General features: G+C 55.5%; 20 protein-coding genes and 1 tRNA gene. 14 read left to right on the top strand and 7 right to left on the bottom strand.

What is annotated here, in order from left to right; translation table 11 throughout:
- The first annotated feature begins 38 nt into the window (after positions 1 to 38).
- The 3 genes from N6G83_RS44270 to N6G83_RS44260 all read left to right on the top strand — a co-directional run bounded on the left by N6G83_RS44270 (position 39) and on the right by N6G83_RS44260 (position 2,191).
- Positions 39 to 659, top strand: coding sequence for a DUF2238 domain-containing protein (locus tag N6G83_RS44270; protein ID WP_260516193.1), 621 nt, complete (start codon positions 39 to 41; stop codon positions 657 to 659).
- A 325-nt stretch (positions 660 to 984) separates the two neighbouring features.
- Complete coding sequence (locus tag N6G83_RS44265) at positions 985 to 1,719, top strand: transcriptional regulator (protein ID WP_239537019.1); 735 nt, start codon at positions 985 to 987, stop codon at positions 1,717 to 1,719.
- Positions 1,700 to 2,191: a hypothetical protein gene (locus N6G83_RS44260; RefSeq protein WP_260516192.1), complete on the top strand. Its 492-nt coding sequence runs from the start codon at positions 1,700 to 1,702 to the stop codon at positions 2,189 to 2,191. The genes N6G83_RS44265 and N6G83_RS44260 overlap by 20 nt, the downstream gene beginning before the upstream one ends.
- A gap of 66 nt (positions 2,192 to 2,257) precedes the next feature.
- Here the strand turns inward: N6G83_RS44260 and N6G83_RS44255 are convergent, their stop codons facing one another.
- Positions 2,258 to 3,016 carry a transcriptional regulator gene (locus N6G83_RS44255; RefSeq protein ID WP_060433939.1) on the bottom strand — a complete coding sequence of 253 codons (759 nt, stop codon included), beginning with the start codon at positions 3,014 to 3,016 and terminating at the stop codon, positions 2,258 to 2,260.
- A gap of 413 nt (positions 3,017 to 3,429) precedes the next feature.
- Here N6G83_RS44255 and N6G83_RS44250 point away from each other — a divergent pair, with 413 nt between their 5' ends.
- From N6G83_RS44250 to N6G83_RS44215, 8 genes are all read left to right on the top strand, one after another.
- Positions 3,430 to 3,978, top strand: a complete 549-nt coding sequence (locus N6G83_RS44250; RefSeq protein WP_025304976.1) for a fimbrial protein — start codon at positions 3,430 to 3,432, stop codon at positions 3,976 to 3,978.
- A 74-nt stretch (positions 3,979 to 4,052) separates the two neighbouring features.
- A complete protein-coding gene (locus N6G83_RS44245) occupies positions 4,053 to 4,616 on the top strand; it encodes a fimbrial protein (RefSeq protein ID WP_260524177.1) in 564 nt (187 codons plus the stop codon).
- A 29-nt stretch (positions 4,617 to 4,645) separates the two neighbouring features.
- Positions 4,646 to 7,201: an outer membrane usher protein gene (locus tag N6G83_RS44240; RefSeq protein ID WP_025304978.1), complete on the top strand. Its 2,556-nt coding sequence runs from the start codon at positions 4,646 to 4,648 to the stop codon at positions 7,199 to 7,201.
- 30 nt (positions 7,202 to 7,231) lie between these two features.
- Positions 7,232 to 7,981 (top strand): fimbria/pilus periplasmic chaperone, encoded by a 750-nt coding sequence (locus tag N6G83_RS44235; RefSeq protein WP_260516190.1) that lies wholly within the window; start codon positions 7,232 to 7,234, stop codon positions 7,979 to 7,981.
- A 47-nt stretch (positions 7,982 to 8,028) separates the two neighbouring features.
- A complete protein-coding gene (locus tag N6G83_RS44230) occupies positions 8,029 to 8,634 on the top strand; it encodes a fimbrial protein (RefSeq protein ID WP_127146728.1) in 606 nt (201 codons plus the stop codon).
- Positions 8,627 to 9,217: a fimbrial protein gene (locus tag N6G83_RS44225; RefSeq protein ID WP_260516189.1), complete on the top strand. Its 591-nt coding sequence runs from the start codon at positions 8,627 to 8,629 to the stop codon at positions 9,215 to 9,217. Before N6G83_RS44230 ends, N6G83_RS44225 begins: the two co-directional genes overlap by 8 nt.
- 10 nt (positions 9,218 to 9,227) lie before the next feature.
- Positions 9,228 to 9,740, top strand: coding sequence for a fimbrial protein (locus N6G83_RS44220; RefSeq protein ID WP_197771030.1), 513 nt, complete (start codon positions 9,228 to 9,230; stop codon positions 9,738 to 9,740).
- A gap of 171 nt (positions 9,741 to 9,911) precedes the next feature.
- The gene (locus tag N6G83_RS44215) at positions 9,912 to 10,727 is read left to right on the top strand and encodes a hypothetical protein (RefSeq protein ID WP_260516188.1); all 816 of its coding nucleotides are present in this window, start codon (positions 9,912 to 9,914) and stop codon (positions 10,725 to 10,727) included.
- Between the two features lie 4 nt (positions 10,728 to 10,731).
- Here the strand turns inward: N6G83_RS44215 and N6G83_RS44210 are convergent, their stop codons facing one another.
- A complete protein-coding gene (locus N6G83_RS44210) occupies positions 10,732 to 10,878 on the bottom strand; it encodes a hypothetical protein (protein WP_167324736.1) in 147 nt (48 codons plus the stop codon).
- Positions 10,879 to 11,101: 223 nt separating this feature from the next.
- Between N6G83_RS44210 and N6G83_RS44205 the strand changes: the two genes are divergently transcribed.
- The 3 genes from N6G83_RS44205 to N6G83_RS44195 all read left to right on the top strand — a co-directional run bounded on the left by N6G83_RS44205 (position 11,102) and on the right by N6G83_RS44195 (position 12,826).
- A complete protein-coding gene (locus N6G83_RS44205) occupies positions 11,102 to 11,611 on the top strand; it encodes a hypothetical protein (protein ID WP_167324737.1) in 510 nt (169 codons plus the stop codon).
- Between the two features lie 256 nt (positions 11,612 to 11,867).
- Entirely contained in the window at positions 11,868 to 12,404 is a 537-nt protein-coding gene (locus N6G83_RS44200) for a LuxR C-terminal-related transcriptional regulator (RefSeq protein WP_197837293.1), read from the top strand.
- A gap of 137 nt (positions 12,405 to 12,541) precedes the next feature.
- Positions 12,542 to 12,826, top strand: coding sequence for a hypothetical protein (locus N6G83_RS44195; RefSeq protein WP_197837292.1), 285 nt, complete (start codon positions 12,542 to 12,544; stop codon positions 12,824 to 12,826).
- Between the two features lie 774 nt (positions 12,827 to 13,600).
- On the opposite strand, the gene N6G83_RS44190 is transcribed toward N6G83_RS44195, so the two are convergent.
- From N6G83_RS44190 to N6G83_RS44170, 5 genes are all read right to left on the bottom strand, one after another.
- Positions 13,601 to 13,676, bottom strand: a tRNA-Phe gene (locus N6G83_RS44190).
- Between the two features lie 160 nt (positions 13,677 to 13,836).
- Positions 13,837 to 14,412: a division control transcriptional repressor DicD gene (gene dicD, locus N6G83_RS44185; protein ID WP_004929655.1), complete on the bottom strand. Its 576-nt coding sequence runs from the start codon at positions 14,410 to 14,412 to the stop codon at positions 13,837 to 13,839.
- Positions 14,413 to 14,454: 42 nt separating this feature from the next.
- Positions 14,455 to 16,170 (bottom strand): protein-disulfide reductase DsbD, encoded by a 1,716-nt coding sequence (locus tag N6G83_RS44180; RefSeq protein ID WP_197832096.1) that lies wholly within the window; start codon positions 16,168 to 16,170, stop codon positions 14,455 to 14,457.
- A complete protein-coding gene (cutA, locus tag N6G83_RS44175) occupies positions 16,146 to 16,469 on the bottom strand; it encodes a divalent cation tolerance protein CutA (protein ID WP_004929657.1) in 324 nt (107 codons plus the stop codon). Before cutA ends, N6G83_RS44180 begins: the two co-directional genes overlap by 25 nt.
- Positions 16,470 to 16,578: 109 nt before the next feature.
- The gene (locus N6G83_RS44170) at positions 16,579 to 17,880 is read right to left on the bottom strand and encodes an anaerobic C4-dicarboxylate transporter (RefSeq protein WP_016929379.1); all 1,302 of its coding nucleotides are present in this window, start codon (positions 17,878 to 17,880) and stop codon (positions 16,579 to 16,581) included.
- Positions 17,881 to 17,882: the final 2 nt, after the last annotated feature.

Here is a 17,882-nt window from a genome sequence, read left to right as displayed (position 1 = left end):
AGTGTGGATTGCCTTATTGATCCGAAGGAACGTGGGTTATGCCTGCCTCACGCACACCGCTGTTGTTGTCCGTTATCACCCTGCTGCTGCTGGCCGCGCTGATCCACAGCGGCATCAGCCCCTACGATCGCGCGACCTGGTTGATGGAGGTGGCGCCGGTATTGATTGTTTTGCCGTTGCTGTGGCTGACCCATCGCCGTTATCCGCTGACGCCGCTGCTCTACACGCTGATTTTCTTCCATGCGCTGATCCTGATTTTCGGCGGCATGTACAGCTATGCTCGCGTGCCGCTGGGCTTTGAGGTGCAGCAGTGGCTGGATCTTGGCCGCAACCCGTACGACAAACTGGGGCATTTCTTCCAGGGATTGGTGCCGGCGCTGGCGGCGCGCGAGATCCTGCTGCGCGGCGGTTATGTGCAGGGCCGCAAGATGCTGGGCTTCGTGGTGTGCTGCATCGCGCTGGCGATCAGCGCGGTGTATGAGTTGATCGAGTGGTGGGCGGCACTGGCGCTGGGCCAGGGCGCCGACGAGTTTCTCGGCACCCAGGGCGACCCGTGGGACACGCAGTCCGATATGTTCTGCGCGTTGCTCGGCGCGATAGCCGGCCAGTGGCTGTTCGGTGGCTGGCAGGGTAGGCAACTGCGGCGTTTAAAAGAGTAAGCCTTGTTGCGTTAAGCCTAGTGAAAATAGCGACTTCTCGTGCCGCCCAGTATTTTCCGGGCGGCATTTTAATGTCGACATGATAAGAAATAGATAATCATCAGTTAAATGTTTGGCACCCTGTGAGACAGCACAATGTTATTTCTTATATTTATGATTATTTAGCTTTTTATGCGTTTCTCTAGGAATTTTCTTAACTCGCGCCGTGTGCTACTATTCTCATGTTTAACAAGGGCTAATTATTATTAATTAGTTTTTTGAGCGGGGAATAATGAGATACATAATTAATAATAAGATTAAATATCATGAAGATAGATCAGAGTTGGTGGATATCAATGCTGAGCTACCGCCTCAACCGCTTACCGCCACCCTGAACCGCCTGCTGTCCGCATTGGTCAGAAACAATAACCTGGTGCTCTCCCGCGATACCCTGCTGACGCAGGTATGGGAAGCGCACGGCCAGGTGGCCTCCGGCAATAACCTCAATAACACCATTTCCATCCTGCGCAAGATGTTCGCCGCCCTGGGCGAGGACGAGATTATCGTCACGCTGCCGCGCCAGGGATTTATGTTTACCGCCACTTCGTTGAAGACGACGGACAGCTTGGCGGAGAGTTCGCCGGAGCCGCCGATCCCGGCGGCTGCAGAAAGCGCCTTGCCGACCAAGCCGCTGCGAGCGCAGCGATTTAAGCGCCTCGGGTTGGCCGCGTTGCTGCTGTTGGCGGCGGGGAGCGGTCTGTGGGCCTGGCAGGACGCCGGCTATGCGCCGATCAGCACGGTAAGCGTAGGCAACATCGGCAGCTGTGAGGTGAAGTTCATCGCTTCTTATCATAAGACCGGTTCCGGCAAGGCGGATTTGGCGCACTTGCAAACGTTGCTGGATAAACGAAATCATATTCACTGTAGTGAACCGGCGACGCTGCTTTATTACGACAGCCAGTCGGTGGTACCAGGCAGCGCAGAACGCGTGCGATCTTCTTACTTCTTTTATTGTCCGCAGACGGCGATGGCGGCGGGCAAAGCGCAATGCGAGAACTACTATGAAAGTCTGGAAAAATAACCGGATATGGCATTACCGTTACGCGCTGTTAGTCTTTGCGGCGCTGGCCTGCTGTTGCGCCGCCGCTTATGTGCTGTTCGCTATGCCGCAGGTGCCGGAATGCCGGGCGTCGATGCGGGTGCATAATCATGATAAAGATGCGGCGATGGAGCGTGTGCTGCTGGTGAGCATCGTGCCTGAGGGCGCGCGACAGCTCACTATGTTGATGAGCGGCAGTTTTTTTGATGGTGATACACGTTATGTGGTCGATCGCTCCGTGGAAATGAGTTACCAGCGTCGCGGCAGCAACTACACCATGTGGGTAACGAAAAATACCCGCAAGCCGCAGGACTCTGTTATTCGCGAGGATATGAATCGCCGGTTACCTATCGCCGGGCAGCAGCTGCATTTGCGCATCGAGCGTATCGATCGGCATCACTATCTGTTTACTGATAACCATTCGCCGCTTTTTGTCTGCGTGACTGGCGCATAACGGTCCCCCCCAGAATTACCGGGGGGCCGATGTTGTCTCTGACCCTGGGTATCAAGAGCGAAAAGATTAAGGTTGATTGCCGGCTATATAATTATTGATGCAAGGGCTGTTACCGGTACGCGGGCAGTAGGTGACCTGCTGTTCATCCTGGTTAGTGCTCTCATTAAGAATGTTAGCGTAATAATAGACGTCGGCCCGCGTACGGCAATTGAAGCCCGCCTGTTGTATCACCTGCTTGATGTTCTCCAGGCTTCCTCCACCTAAAGTCATACTGTACACCTGGCAGCTTTGGTAATTCCCAAGTGGATAAACGCTGATACGCGTGCTGTTTTGATACAGCACAATGATGGCAAAAGGCACCAGACAGGCAGCGGCAATCATTATTAAGCGTTGTAATGCTCGTCGGATGCCGGGGGGAGAAGTCCCGGGGGGCGGCGTAGACGCTATTTCCGTTTCACGGTGCTTTTCTTCTCTATATATTTCCACCTTATTTTCATTCGCTTCATGAATGTTTCGTGCAATGAATTTAAACCCCTGGCGTGGATAGGTGACGATAATCTCCTCGGCGCCAAACTGCGCCAGTGATTTACGTAACCCGGAAACGTAATTGTTTAAGTTATTGTTGGAGGCTTTCAGCCCATAATCGACCCAAACATCATTAAGCAACCTCTCTCGCAACAACAGCTTGTTATTATTCTTGATGAACAACGAAAGCAGTCTGCTGGTCGGCTTCAGTAAAGCTATTTTATTGCTGGCATTATCGACATGCATCAATGTGCCTTCCTCCTCGTTATAGAGGATGCTCTCATTTATAATGAAAATCATTTTATTTACCCGTCAACTTTCCTGTCGAGAGATTATTCTGAGACCTCTGTGTACTTTTTTCAATCCCTTGAGTTGCAGGGCAATAGGATTTTTCTCTTTATTCGTGTAATTGAAATGAAATGTTTATCTGCTTACAAGTTTTTTAATATAAATACTGATAATTAAATCCTATTTATCGTGATTTTAATCTATTTAATTATTATTTTATCGATAATAATTCTGTGTTTTTGTATTTTTGCGACATAACATTTCAAATGGAAGGCGCTAAGTGTAAATTTGTCTCCACTGATACGGGGCGCGGAAACGCAGCGTATTAGCCACGGAGACAATGCGCAGGAATACTGCTTCATTGCATGCGTGACTTAAGGATTTAATTCTTCTCCACTACTTACTAAGGAATGTAAGGAATTTCTATGAAACTGAACAAAATTATGATTGCAGCGGTATTGGCCTTCGGCGCTTCTTCTATGATGGCCCAGGCAGCTAACACCGGTAAGGTTCACTTTGAAGGTTCTATTGCGAAAGCTGCATGTTCAATGGATCAGAAGAGCGTTGAGCAAACTGTAAAAATGGGCCAAATCGGCGACTCCAGCCTGCTGAATGGCCGTGATTCCGCTGTTAAGACTCCGTTCGATATTGTGCTGAGAGACTGTATTTTGCCTGACGCTCCTACTGAGACGGCGATGACGATCACTTTCAACGGTCTTAAAGGTGTTAAAGACGATATGCTGCAATTCGGTCCAATGAGCACCGCTAAAAACGCCGGTGTCGTTATCTCTCATGGCGCGGACACTGTTAAGCTGGGTACGCCAATTAACATTGGTGTACTGAAAGCGGGCGCAGATACTGAATATACTCTGAATTTCACCTCTCACCTGCGTGGTAATGGAGACGATAAAAATAAACCAATTCAAGCCGGTACCTTCTTCAGTACTGCTAACTTCATTGTAAATTATAACTAATCGATTTACGACAGGTTAAATAATTATAGCATGCGGGACTAGCCCGTATGCTTTTTCCCCGAATGGATTCCTGTTTGCAAGGGATAATCTCTATGGCCCTTATTGGCAAAAATGTAGTGGCGCCTTCCCTATTGGTCGCGATTTTTACGGCCCAGACGATGCCGGCAACGGCTTCGGTTATTGGCTGGGGAAGAGTCAATATGGAAGGCGCTATTGTCAACGCGGCCTGCGCCCTTGAAGCGGCCAGCCGTGATCAAACCATCGATATGAAAATTTTGCCGGTGGAACAAATTACCCGTGATGGGCACGGGCTGACCCGCCCCTTTACGCTGAAGCTGGTGAACTGCGGGCTGGCAGGGGAAAACAGTACCAATACCGGGCGCCAGCATTTCCGCATGATATTTGACGGTAATGCGGAAGGAAAAAACTTCGGCGTCATCGGCGATGCCCGTGGCGTGGCGTTACGCATTGTCGATAGCATCGGCACAGATATTTACCCTGGGGTGCCGATGTCAATAGAAAATACCCTAACAAAAGATTATCGATTGAATTATTCAATGCAGCTGGTGGCTAACAGCCAGGTATTGCGCGCAGGGGATTTCCGCTCCGCCATTCGTTTTAAATTGGATTACTACTGATTATAAATAAGTTAAAGGTTGGCGGGATCATGGATGCGAGAAAATTTAAATCGGGGGCGCTCCCGTTAAGTTTATTAGGGATATGTATTTCTCTGGCTCTCTGCGGCCTGGCGTTGCCGGGACGGGCGGATGATGCAATTCAGTTCAACACTGACATCCTGGATATCAACGATCGTAAAAATATCGATCTCGGCCGCTTTGCCAAAGGCGCCTTTATTATGCCGGGCAAGTACAGCATGACGGTAGTGGTGAACAAGCAGCCATTGGATGAGCAGCCGGTGGTTTTCTATCCGCCGGAAAACGATCCCGATGGCAGTGCGGCCTGCGTCTCGCCGGAGCTGGTTGAAAAACTGGGCCTTAAAACCGAGTTTCTCAAGCAGCTGCGCTGGTGGCATAACGAGCAGTGCCTGGATCTGAGCAGCCTCAAGGGCATCGAGGCCAGGGGCGATCTGGCGGTGTCGGCGCTGTATCTGAACATTCCCCAGGCCTATTTAGAGTACTCCTCGCCGGATTGGGATCCGCCGGCGCGCTGGGATAACGGCATTCCCGGCCTGCTGCTGGACTACAACCTGAACGGCCAGGTGCAGCAGAATAGCAACGGCGGCGGCCAGACGCAGCGCCTGGGCGGTAATGGTGCGGTGGGCGCCAACCTGGGCGCCTGGCGGCTGCGGGCCGATTGGCAGACCAGTCTCAATCACCAGACCGGCTCGGGGGAATCGAGCCAGAGAACGTTTGACTGGAGCCGCTATTACGCTTTCCGCGCGTTGCCGCAGTGGGGCGCGCGCCTGGCGTTGGGAGAGGATTCGCTGCAGAGCAACCTCTTCGACAGCTTCCGCTTTACCGGCTTCAGCCTGATGTCGGACGACAACATGCTGCCGCCCAACCTGCGCGGCTATGCGCCGGAGGTGACCGGCATCGCCAAAACCAACGCCAAAGTCACCATCAGCCAGCAGGGGCGCGTGCTGTATGAGGCGCAGGTCGCCGCCGGGCCGTTCCGCATCCAGGATCTGAGCGATTCGGTGATGGGCAAGCTGGACGTCAAGGTTGAGGAACAAGACGGCAGCGTGCAGCAGTTTCAGGTGGACACAGCCAGCATTCCTTATCTGACGCGCCCTGGCATGGTGCGCTTCAAGTTCGCCGGTGGTCGGCCGTCGAACTGGGAGCACCAGGTGCAGGGGCCAACCTTTGCCACCGGTGAATTCTCCTGGGGGGTCAGCAACGGTTGGTCGCTGTACGGCGGGGCTATCGCCGGTGGCGATTATAACGCGCTGTCGCTGGGGCTGGGGCGCGATCTGCTGGTGCTCGGCGCGCTGTCGTTTGATACCACATATTCGCGGGCAAGATTGCCGATTGACGACGGCACCAAAAAAGGCGGCTCGTACCGTTTGAGCTATTCGAAAAGCTTTGATGAATACGACAGTCAGATCACCTTCGCCGGTTATCGCTTCTCGGAAGAAAATTTTATGACCATGAGCGAATACCTGGACGCGCGTTATCACGGCTTGCGGAACGGCAAAAGCCGAGAAATGTACACCATCACCTTTAACAAGCAGTTCCGCGATCTGGGGGTCAGTACCTATCTCAACTACGACCACCAGACTTACTGGGATAAGCCGACCGACGAACGCTACAGCCTGGCGCTGTCGCGCTATTTCAACCTGGGATCGTGGAAAAACCTGAGCGCCTCACTCTCGGCTTATCGCAACAAGTCCAGAGGGACCAACGACGACGGCATGTATCTGAGCCTGACGGTGCCGTGGGGAGAAGATACCAACCTCAGCTACAGCAGTTCGTGGAACCGTAACAATAACAACCAGCGGGTGGGCTACTACCAACGGTTGGATGAACACAACAACTATCAGCTGACCGCCGGCAGCTCGCGCAACGGCGGCTCCGCCAGCGCGTTTTACAGCCACGACGGCGACGCGGCGCGTATCGACGCCAACGCGAGTTATCAGGGGGGCCAGTACTCCGCGTTCGGCATGAGCCTGCTGGGCGGGGCCACGCTTACCGCCCAGGGGGCGGCGCTGCACCGTAGCGGAAGCTTCGGTGGTACCCGCCTGATGCTGGACACCGATGGCGTGGCCGGGGTGCCGGTACGTGGCTATGGCGCCACGAGCCGCACCAACATGTTTGGCAAAGCGGTGGTGACGGACGTCGGCAACTTTTACCGCAGCCGGGCGAGCATCGATCTGACCAACTTATCGGACGAGGCTGAAGCGACGCAGTCGGTGGTGCAGGCGACGCTCACCGAAGGGGCCATTGGCTACCGGCGCTTCAACGTGATTTCCGGCCAGAAAGCGATGGCGGTGATCCGCCTGGCGGACGGCAGCACGCCGCCGTTTGGCGCCGAGGTGTTCAACCGCCGCAGGCAGCAGACCGGGATTGTGAATGACGGCGGCAGCGTTTACCTCAGCGGCATCCGCGCCGGTGAACAAATGACGGTGCATTGGGAAGGGAAGGCGCAATGCGAAATCGATCTGCCGGCGTTGCGCACGGATGTTGCTCTGAGCGATCTGCTGCTGCCGTGCCGGCGCGTGGCCGCAGGCAGTGAAGGCCAGGCAGATGCGCCGGAAAACCCGTAAATGCAATTTTTGACCAAATGGAAGCTTATTATGCGAAACAACACTGTAAAAACGCTGTCGGTAGCCGGCCTGCTAACCACCACCTTGCTGAGCGGCCAGGCGCAGGCCGCTATCGCGCTGGATCGCACCCGCGTGATTTTAAACGGCGGCGATAACTCGGCCAGCATGAGCATCACCAATAAAAACACCCAACTGCCTTATCTGGCTCAGGGCTGGCTGGAGAATGAGCAGGGTGAAAAAATCAACAGCCCGCTGATCGTGTTGCCGCCGGTGCAGCGGGTGGAGCCGGGCGCGCAAAGCCAGGTCAAGGTACAGGCGCTGCCGGCCGCCAAGGCGCTGCCGCAGGATCGCGAGAGCCTGTTCTACTTCAACCTGCGCGAGATCCCGCCGAAGAGCAACAAGGCCAACACGCTGCAGATCGCGCTGCAGACCCGCATCAAGCTGTTCTACCGCCCGGCGGCGATCGTGCCGAACAAAAATTCCGCGTACAGCCCGTGGCAAGAGCAGTTGACGCTGACCCGCCAGGGCGCGGGCTTTAGGGCCAATAACCCGACCCCTTATTACATCACGCTGGTCGATGCCCGCAGCAGCAAGAGCGGTAAAACCGCCGCCGGTTTTGAACCGCTGATGGTGCCGCCGAAAGGCAGCGTGGCGTTAGGCGCCACTGGCCTGGGCAATGCACCGGTGCTGACTTATGTCAATGACTATGGCGGCCGCCCGGATCTGACCTTCAAGTGTGGCACCGGTGATTGTCAGGTGGTGCCTGAGAAGCAAGGATAATCGGCGCCGGCAGCGGCGCTCCATCAGTTGAAGCGGCAGGGAAACTAATGCAAATAATCGATAGCGGCTGCAACAGCCAGGAGAGAGGCGCTTTAACGCGACGGGCAGGCCAGGCGGCGTTATTGGCGCTGGTTTTGCTGACGAATCGGGCAGAGTCAGGTAACCACGGCATGCTGTTTGTGCATGGCGCGCTGACCGAAGGCGCCTGCCGGCTGGAGATGTCTTCGGCCTACCAGGATATCTGGCTGGGTGAAACCACCACGAGCAGCCTGGCAGTGCCCGGCAACCGCACGCAGCCGGTGGCCTTCCAACTGCGCTTGCGTGACTGCACGCGCATGGGGGCGGCCATCAGAGACACTCGCCTGGGTTACCGGCTGTGGGATGCCTACCAGCCGGCAGTAACGGTGAGCTTCACCGCCCCGGCCGATGCGGATAACCCGCAGCTGGTGCAGGTGCAGGGCGCCGAAGGCCTGGGGCTGCGGCTGTTGGATGCGGATAACCGCGATGTGCGGCTGGGCAGCCGCAGCCGGCCGCAGCTGCTGGCGCTGGGCGATAACGGGCTGCAGTTTTATGTGATGGCGGAGCGCACGCGTGCGCCGCTGTTGGCGGGCGCCTACCGCGCGGCGATCGATTTCCGGCTGAACTATGACTGAGGTGGACGGTATGGGCGATACAGGGCGACGCACGCTGGCCATCGGCGGCGAATATCTCCTTCTGGGCTGTGCGCTGGCGGCCAGCACCGCTGCCGCTTCGGCGCTCACCCTGCTGGCGGTGCTGAGTTTTGGCCAGCTGGCGCAGGCCGCCACGGTGAATGTCACGGTGAAAGGTGAAGTGCTCGCGAAACCAAAGTGTGAAATCAACGGCGGCAATGACATCGATGTGCCCTTCAGCGAACTGAATATCGCAGACATTGACGGCGTCAACTACGGCAAGAAAAAGATCCCCTATAGCGTGAGCTGCAGCGGCGATACCTCCGGCTCGAACGGAAATATGAAAGTGTCATTGCAGGGCGATAGCCCGAATTTTGGCGTCGGTTTGCTGCGCACCCGCGAGAAGGAAGATTTGGCGATCAAGCTGCTGTTCGAAAATGGCCAGCAGCTAAAGCTGAACGAGTGGCATAACTTTTTTTATCCCAATTATCCACTGCTCTATGCCGTACCGGTCAAGCGCGGCGGCGCCAAGTTGAGTGGCGGGAACTTTTCCAGTTCCGCCACATTATTAGTCGAGGTTCAATAAGGAGATGAAGATGAAATATATTCCAGGGCTGGCCGCCTTGGCCTGTATGGGATTGCTGGCCAGCGGCGCGGCGCAGGCGATAAAGGTGAACTTTACCGGTACGCTGGTGGCGGCGCCAGACTGCACCCTCAACGAGGGTAACGATGTCAGCGTTAATTTTGCGGAAGTGGTGATCAACAAGATTAATGGTAAAGACTATAAGAAAATGCCGATCCCCTACGGCATCAAATGTGAGGGCGGTTCACCAGGCAGCGGCCAGCTTAAGGTGATGTTGGAATATACGACCGTCCCATGGGGCGATTACAACGCGATCCAGGCCCTACCCCTCCCGGCATTTAATAATCTCGGGTTGCGTATCATCGAGGGGGACGGGGATAAAACCTATGTGCCTAAGAGCAAGGTGGCGGTTACCGATGTGAATAACCCGCCTAAGTTTTACGCCGTGCCGATCGGCAAGCCGAACTCGGGTTTACCTACGGCGAGTTTCAATGCGTCGGCAACCATGACCGCCATATATGAGTAAAACGTTAGACCGGCACCGAAGCTGCACTGCTCCGGTGCCGGGCTGCGGCAGCAATTAAAGCCGCCGCGTTATAAACGCGGTGGAAAGAGGCGCACCGACGGCACTTAACCGGCGGAATATTTTCGCCATTGGCGATGGTCGGATAAGCTATTTTTCCGGCAGGGTAACCAGATGAAAAAGATTTTTTTATTATTGCTAATCGTATTTTTCGGCGGCATGAATGCGGCCCGCGCCGCTAATTTTGAGGCCATTCCTCGTATAGAGCCTACAAGTGGATCCTATGCTTTTCTCTCTTTTACGTTTCTCCGTATTTTACCGGAGTCGCAGGAACCCAACCCATGTTATGGACAAAGAGACTGCATGTTATCTGTGGTGATGACCTTATCGAGCTCCCCACGTGCCTCTGTGGCATTGGCTGAGGCCAACAGCAGCTGTAACACGGCGGATTGCAAGACCAGCACGAGCACGGCCAAAACCATGGGGGAGCTCGCGCCGTTAGTCAGGTATTTAGGGCGCAATGGGACGAACTCGACGAGAGATATAAACCAGGTTGGCAGCTGGCCTCTTCGACTCTGCTTCGGTGTGGCAATTAACGGTAGATGGAGTGGCGCTTTCGGCTGCGGCCCCGAAATACCCAAGACGAACAGTTGCGATATTCTTGACACTAACGCCATCGTTGACTTTGGCACATTCAGCAGCGATGTCACGGCCCGGCAGGCCACGGGAACCATCAAGATAAATTGTGCCAGCGAGGCTTACTTGCGCGTTAAGTTTAATTCCAATGTCACCAATATGCCGTTAAGCCAGGACGGGCGAATGACCGCCAGCCTGAAGTTTAGAGATCTGATCGCTGGCGTGGGCGAGAATTATGTCAAAGTGCCAGGCGGCAATAGAGAAATCTTTATCGATGGTGATATCAGGAATAACAATAGCTCGCATACCGGCCCGTTTTCTGTGCCTGTGGTGGCTATTGTTGAGATAATATGAAAGGTCATTCGATGAAAAGTGCTCTTTTATTTTTAATCGTGTTTTTTTGCAGCGTCAGCACGGCGAATGCCGCATACCACAACGCCACCACCATCATACGAAAAGGGGAGATCCCGGGGTCTTTCCTTGTCACCACCACGCTAAATGACATTGGGCCGATACCCGATAGTAATATATGCAATGGCACGATAACTAGTACTGCGTACCCATGTGGTTACACTTTCGCTATCTACCCAATTGCCTCGAACGGATCTGTGGCTACTGCCAGGTTGATCACTGACTTGGTTGACCGACGCCCCCCTAACCAGTGTTCGACCAGTACTTGCAAGACAAATATAGCAACAGCCAAAACTATTGGGGAACTGGTGCCATTGATGAAGTACCGTGGCGGCTTTGGCATAGCCAAGACGGAACTGATTCGTCCCTATTTTGAACTTGAGGGTTTCAGATCATGTTTGTATTTTTCTAATTCTTCAGCGGTTGGGAATGGGTCTTCGGGGCGATTCGATTGCAGCCCACTTATCCCTCTGACGACAAGCTGCGATATTCTGGATACTGATGCCCTGGTCAATTTTGGAACGTTCGGCAACGACGTGGTAAGCCGGCAGGCCAGTGGTTCATTTAAAATTGACTGCTCCGGTGACAGCAGCGTGCGGGTCAAGTTTGCCTCCAATGTGACGAATATGTCACTCAGCCAGGATGGAAAGCTGACGGCCAGCCTGAAAGTGAGGAATTCAACCCCGGGTGCGAACAGTTTGGAAAGTTTTGTTAACGTGCGGGCCGGTACGCAAGAGATATTTATCGATGGCGATCTTAAAAATAATAATACCTCACATACGGGCCCGTTTTCTGCCTCGGTGGTGCTCATCGTAGAGGTGGCATAAAGTAATGTGCTATCGCGCGTATTAAATAAGTCATTAGTCAATGAGCAAGTGAATGAGATTGTTGCCGTGTCGCTGCTTATTTGGTAAATGCGAAAAGAACATATGTGATATACGCATTCTCTTACCTGGCGATGTCATGGAGTGAGCCTGAACGACCCGCTATTTTCAGTCATACACTGTAAAAGCGAGAGACAAAGGGTCGGCGGAAGGTTATCGCCGGTACGAATTAATACTATGCCTACAGGAGGCTCAGGGAATGAAACCGATCAATATTGTGATTGATGACGAAAATCGCTATTTCGCTACCGGCTTGCGGTTAAGCATTGCGAAATATGCGCAGCAGTATAATAAAGTCGCGCATTTCCTGCGGCCAGGCAGCGATGAGCGGCCCGACATCGTGTTGACCTCGCAGCTCCGGCGCGCTCGGCGTTGGACTGCCTATTCAAGGGCACACGTCGTCACCATTGAAGAAAGACAGACCCTTGTTGCTAGGCGAGCGAAGCGAGTGCTTTATCGAACCGACGATCAACAACGGCTGTTTACGCTATTGACCGATGCCCTGGCCAATCCCGGCCCGGCATGCCATTTTTCCGGACTGGTGCTGACCCCTCGTGAGCGGCAGGTTATCGGCTATATGCGGCGCGGGTTGGATCAATCGCAAACCGCCAGAATAATGGGGGTGAGCGTTAAAACGGTGCACAGCCATAAACGTTCGGTAATGGGTAAGCTGATGTTAAACCGCAGCCATGACTTTATGTATTGGTTACTATCTCCAGAGGCAGAGTATTCCTAACTGTGATGGGGAATAATTATAATTATTCTCGTCTGTTATCTTTAGAACGCTAAAAGATATTTGATTCTGATTGAAATTCATCAGGGGAATGTTAATTCTCGCTTTATTCATTTATTAAATAACAAAAAGGGAAAATTATGAAAAAGACAGCAGCTTTACTTATTGGCGCTTGCATCATGATGGCATCTTATGCCTATGCCGGTTTTAACGGCAATCAGAACGTGCAGGGCAATAATGGCAACGCCAGCGGTGCCGGCAATAGCGATTTTGGCCAATGCATCAATGGTCAAGGGAAAAATGGCGGGCAATGTGCGGGCAACACCAACACAGGCGCCAAGCCTAAAGAAAAAGATAAAGGCGAAGTCATGAATGCGATATGTGAATCGCCGTTTATGAAAAAATACTCGCCGTTATGCCAGTAATATTTATTTTTTGAATGACAAGCAGGGTTATCCTCCCTGCTTTTTTTGTGACTGTTGATTAAATAGCCTGTTGTTCCGAATCAGATCATAAGTTAGGTGAATTATTATCGTTGGCAGTGATGGTAGCTGTACGTAATTTACTTTGGGTATTATCTACACCAAGGGAAAGGTGAAGTGGATTTGTTTTATTTCGCGATATTTTTGTTCTGTTTAAGCATCTATTCATTCTACAAACATGCGCAGCGGATGAAGAAAAGGCAGCTATCTATTCAAGAAATTGGCCATTCTTCCCGTTGGTTAGCATTGCGACGTCATCATTGACGCTGCTACGCATTGCATGACGTAGCGTTTTTTACCAGAGAGTAAGTATCCGCCTCAACGAAATTGGGCATTGCTCGTCTAGCGTCGCCACTTTCACACCTAATGCCGAGAATGCGGCAATTCGCTTACCCTTGGAGCCAACGTTTCTGGGGGATGCAAGTAGAGAAGGGAGCATTCGTCCTATGCCGCTGGCCCGCAGGGGGAGGCCTTTGGCCGAATAATCGAACGCAGTTCGATGAAGAGTCCAGTCCCTGAAAAGCAAAAACCCAGCCATAGATGGGTTCTTCTAAATAGGGCGACCGGACTCGGACAACCGGAGCTGGCGCCGCGTTGAACAGCGCTTCAGCGCTGGCCCGCAGGGTGAGGCCTTTGGCCGAATAATCGAACGCAGTTCGATGGAGAGTCCGTACCCCAGAAAGCGAAAAACCCGCCATAGGCGGGTTTTTCTGAATATGGTGCCCGGACTCGGAATCGAACCAAGGACACGGGGATTTTCAATCCCCTGCTCTACCGACTGAGCTATCCGGGCAACGGGCAGCATTAAACCGTATTGGCCGAAAGCCGTCAACGGCTTTATGCGTTAAAGACGTTAAAATACCTCCGGTTGCTGGCTTTTCAGGCAAAGGGCGCAAAAAATGCGCCTGTTCTGGCTATCACCTTGGGTTGGCTGTGCCGCCAACCCTGCCGATTCAGCTCAACGCCCCGTTGCGGCGGCACTGCGCCACCTGCAAGATGTCTTCCGCCAGCCGTTTGGCGACCGATACGTCCTGGAGCTGGCGTTTTACCAGCAGTTTGCTCAGGCAGCCTTCCTGAATCAGCTCCATTTGCTGTGCCACCATGTCGGCGTCGTCGGCGTCCATGTCGCGCAGCAGTTCGCGGGTCAGCTCCAGTGAGGTCAGCTTTTGCTGCTCCGCCAGTTGGTGGATCGGATGATCCGTTTCCGGGAAGAAGCTGCAGGCGGCGATAAACAGGCAGCCGGGGTAGCGGTCTTGCTGCACGTATTCCGCCAGCACGTCATAGCGCGCCAGCAGCTTTTGCTGCGGGCTCAGGCTCTCGTCCAGCAGCAGCTGGCGGCGCCAGGTGTCGATCTGTTGGCCGTGGTAGCGCAGGCAGTCGTACAGCAGCGCTTCGCGATCTGGCCAGAACCGCTTGAGATCGCCGGGCTGAACGTCGAGTTTTTCCGCCAGCATCTCTAATGTGGCGGTCGCCAGGCCCTGTTGTTCCAACAGGCCCAGCGCGGTATCAAGGACGTGTTCACGTTGCACTTGTGCTTCCTCCTCTTCGGTTCAGAACCTCAGTGTTATTTATCACATCACTTTCTGCAAATGCGCGTTGAAGGCTGCCGCCTTCATAAAACCGGTGACCCGCTGTACTGTCAGTTCCTGGCCCGCCGGATCGAAGAACAGGATCGTCGGCAGCCCCAGCACCTGCAGATGCTTCAGCAGCGCTGCCTGTTCCGCACTGTTAGCGGTGACGTCCGCCTGCAGCAGCACCGCGTTGGCCAGGCTCGCCTGCACCGCGGCGTCGCTGAAGGTGTATTTCTCGAACTCTTTGCAAGCTACGCACCAGTCGGCGTATAGGTCCAGCATCACCGGTTTGCCCCGCGCCTGTTGCAGCGCGAGATCGAGCTGTTCGACGTTGTTGATGCGGGTAAAGGCCAGATGCGGTTGAGCCGCCTGCTGCGCCTGGTCGGTGCCGAAAGCCCAGTCCTGCAGCGGCCGCGCGGCGATCACCGCCACCGCCAGCAACAGCAATTGCAGGGCACGCGCCCAGCCGCGTGCGCTTCTTAGGCTCAGGGCGAAGGCCCAGCTGAAGAACGCCAGGCCGAGCAGGCTCCATAGGCGCATGCCCCACAGGTCGCCGATCACCCGCTCCAGCAGGAACACCGGTAGCGCCAGAATGACGAAGCCGAAGGCCTCTTTCACGTACTGCATCCACGGGCCGCTGCGCGGCAGCAGGCGGTTGCCGAACAGGGTGACGATCACCAGCGGAATGCCCATTCCCAGCGCGTACAGGTACAGCGTGCCGCCGCCGGCCCACAGATTACCGCTCTGGGCGATATACAGCAGGATGGCGCTGAGTGGCGCGGTGGTGCAGGGGGAACAGATCAGCCCGGCCAGGGCGCCCATCAGGAACACGCCGGTCAGTGAGCCGCCGCGCTGGGTGTTGCTCCAGTTTGCCAGCCGGGTTTGCAGCGCCGAGGGCAACTGCAGGGAATAGAGGCCGAACATCGACAGCGCCAGCGCGATGAACAGCGCCGACAGGCCAATCAGGACGTAAGGATGCTGCAGCGCCGCCTGGAACTGCAATCCGGCGGCGGCCACCACCAAGCCCAGCAGGGTGTAGGTGAGCGCCATGCCCTGCACGTAAACCACCGCCAGCGCCAGAATGCGGCCGCTGCTTTGCGGCCGGTCGCGGCCGAGGATGATGCCGGAGATCAGCGGGTACATCGGCAGTACGCACGGGGTGAAGGCGATACCGATGCCGATCAGCAATGCCCACAGCGGCGAGAACGGCAGGCTGGCCGGTGCGGCAGGGGCTTCAGCCGGCGCAGAGGCCGAGAGCGGCGCGGCGGCGGTGGCGCTGACCGCGTCCAGCGGGATGGTTCGGGTTTCCGGCGGATAGCAGAAGCCGGCCTCGGCGCAGCCCTGATAGGTGACGCTGAGGCTGGCGTTGGCCGCCGCCTGTTGCAGCGGCACCTGCAGATTCAGCTGCTGTTTGAAAATCGCCACTTCGCCGAAGAATTCATCCTTGTGGCTCAGCCCTTCGGGCAGGGTAAACGCGCCGAGCGTCGCCTGCTGCGGCACCAGTTTGATCTGCTGACGATACAGGTAGTAGCCGGGGCGGATCTGCCAGTTCAGCGTTACCTGGTTGCCTTGCTGTTTGAAATCGAAAGTGAAGGCCTGATCGACAGGCACGAACTGGCTGCCGCCCTTCGGCGCGAACAGCGAAGCCTGCGCCGCCTGCGGCAGGAAGCACAGGCTGCACAGCAGCAAAATCAGTTTAAGGAAGCGTTGATCCATAACAGGTAGTCTTTATCTCCGGCCATCACCGGCAAGACCAGCAGCTCGGGCGTCTGGTAAGGGTGATGTTGTTTCAGGGTGTCGAGCAGGGCTTGCTGACGGCGGCGATCGCTTTTGAACAGCATCTGCACTTCGTATTCCTGTTCCAGTTTCCCTTCCCAGTAATACAGCGAGGTGGCGCCGGGCAGCAGCGTGGCGCAGGCCGCCAGCTTATCGCCCAAGACCCGCGCCGCCAGTTCCTGGGCGCTGGCTTCATCGGGTGCGGTACAGAGTATGACGACAGCTTCGCAATCAGACATCTTCAGCCCTCTCTTCGGTTTGAATGGGCACTATACCCTGAAGGCGGATTGGCTAGAAGGCGAGTTTATCGCCAGAAAGAAAACCGGGGCCGTAGCCCCGGTCGATGCCTTACAGCATGACGCTGCCGAGCAGGAAGCCGAATACCACCGCGAAGATCACGCCCATGGTGCCGGGAATGAAGAACGGATGGTTGAACACGAAGCGGCCGATGCGCGTGGTGCCGGTATCGTCCATCTGCACCGCGGCGACCAGCGTCGGGTAGGTCGGCAGGATGAACAGGCCGGAAACGGCGGCGAAGGAGGCGACGGCGGTCAGCGGCGACACGTTCAGCGCCAGCGCCATCGGCATCAGCGCCTTGGCGGTGGCGGCCTGCGAGTACAGCAGCGCCGAGCAGAAGAAGAAGATCACCGCCAGCAGCCACGGGTGCGCCTGAATGACGCTGCCGGCCGTCTCTTTGATCCAGTCGATGTTGGCTTGCACGAAGGTGTCGCCCAGCCAGGCGACGCCGAGGATACAGATACAGGCGCTCATGCCAGCCTTGAAGGTGCTGGAGTTCAGCACCATGTCGGTGTCGACGCGGCACAGCAGGGTGGTCAGCGTGGCGACGCTCAGCATGATGATCAGGATGGCGTTGGTGGTGTTCATCAGCGGCTTGGCCACCAGGCCCAGGCCAGGGCTGTTGATGATGGCGTAGGCGACCACGCACAGCACGCCCAGCAGGAACAGCAGCACCGAGGTTTTGGCGCGCGGTTTGATCGCCAGCGCGTTGTTGCCGCGCAGGGTGATCAGGCCTTCTTCCAGGCGTTTCAGGTACACCGGATCGTTAGACAGCTTGGAGTCGAACAGCCAGGTCACCAGCAGCGACATCACCAGCACGGCGCAGAAGGTGGATGGGATCACCACCATCAGCAAGTGCAGGTAGCTGACGCCGTGGCCTTCCATCACCGAAGACATGTACACCACCGCGGCGGAGATCGGCGAGGCGGTGATGGCGATCTGGGCGGAGACGACGGCGGTCGACAGCGGGCGGCAAGGCTTGATGCCCTGCTCTTTCGCCACCTCGGCGATCACCGGCAGCGCCGAGAGCGAGATGTTGCCGGTGCCGGCGAAGATGGTCAGGAAGTAAGTGACGATAGGGGCGAGAATGGTGATGTGTTTGGGGTTCTTGCGCAGCAGTTTTTCGGTCTGCTGCACCAGATAGTCCATCCCCCCGGCGACCTGCATCGCGGAGATCGCCGCGATCACCGCCATGATGATGGAAATCACGTCGAAGGGAATGCTGCCTGGCTTGACGCCGATCAGCGCCAGGACCAGAACGCCCAACCCCCCCGCGAACCCGATACCGATACCGCCCAACCTGGCCCCTAAAAAGATGGCCAGCAGAACGATAACCAATTCTACGGCTAGCATAG

It is taken from the genome of Serratia sp. PL7 (genome assembly GCF_945957435.1).
Note: the sequence above shows the minus strand (reverse complement) of the source record. Positions and strands in the feature narration are given on the sequence as shown.

Bases quoted from the DNA above. Each gene is read 5' to 3' on its own strand.
- N6G83_RS44270 (WP_260516193.1), top strand. From the start codon at position 39: ATGCCTGCCTCACGCACACCGCTGTTGTTGTCCGTTATCACCCTGCTG.
- N6G83_RS44260 (WP_260516192.1), top strand. From the start codon at position 1,700: ATGAAAGTCTGGAAAAATAACCGGATATGGCATTACCGTTACGCGCTG.
- N6G83_RS44255 (WP_060433939.1), bottom strand. From the start codon at position 3,016: ATGATTTTCATTATAAATGAGAGCATCCTCTATAACGAGGAGGAAGGC.
- N6G83_RS44250 (WP_025304976.1), top strand. From the start codon at position 3,430: ATGAAACTGAACAAAATTATGATTGCAGCGGTATTGGCCTTCGGCGCT.
- N6G83_RS44240 (WP_025304978.1), top strand. From the start codon at position 4,646: ATGGATGCGAGAAAATTTAAATCGGGGGCGCTCCCGTTAAGTTTATTA.
- N6G83_RS44235 (WP_260516190.1), top strand. From the start codon at position 7,232: ATGCGAAACAACACTGTAAAAACGCTGTCGGTAGCCGGCCTGCTAACC.
- N6G83_RS44230 (WP_127146728.1), top strand. From the start codon at position 8,029: ATGCAAATAATCGATAGCGGCTGCAACAGCCAGGAGAGAGGCGCTTTA.
- N6G83_RS44225 (WP_260516189.1), top strand. From the start codon at position 8,627: ATGACTGAGGTGGACGGTATGGGCGATACAGGGCGACGCACGCTGGCC.
- N6G83_RS44220 (WP_197771030.1), top strand. From the start codon at position 9,228: ATGAAATATATTCCAGGGCTGGCCGCCTTGGCCTGTATGGGATTGCTG.
- N6G83_RS44215 (WP_260516188.1), top strand. From the start codon at position 9,912: ATGAAAAAGATTTTTTTATTATTGCTAATCGTATTTTTCGGCGGCATG.
- N6G83_RS44210 (WP_167324736.1), bottom strand. From the start codon at position 10,878: ATGTCATTTAGCGTGGTGGTGACAAGGAAAGACCCCGGGATCTCCCCT.
- N6G83_RS44205 (WP_167324737.1), top strand. From the start codon at position 11,102: ATGAAGTACCGTGGCGGCTTTGGCATAGCCAAGACGGAACTGATTCGT.
- N6G83_RS44200 (WP_197837293.1), top strand. From the start codon at position 11,868: ATGAAACCGATCAATATTGTGATTGATGACGAAAATCGCTATTTCGCT.
- N6G83_RS44195 (WP_197837292.1), top strand. From the start codon at position 12,542: ATGAAAAAGACAGCAGCTTTACTTATTGGCGCTTGCATCATGATGGCA.
- N6G83_RS44180 (WP_197832096.1), bottom strand. From the start codon at position 16,170: ATGGATCAACGCTTCCTTAAACTGATTTTGCTGCTGTGCAGCCTGTGC.
- cutA (WP_004929657.1), bottom strand. From the start codon at position 16,469: ATGTCTGATTGCGAAGCTGTCGTCATACTCTGTACCGCACCCGATGAA.
- N6G83_RS44170 (WP_016929379.1), bottom strand. From the start codon at position 17,880: ATGCTAGCCGTAGAATTGGTTATCGTTCTGCTGGCCATCTTTTTAGGG.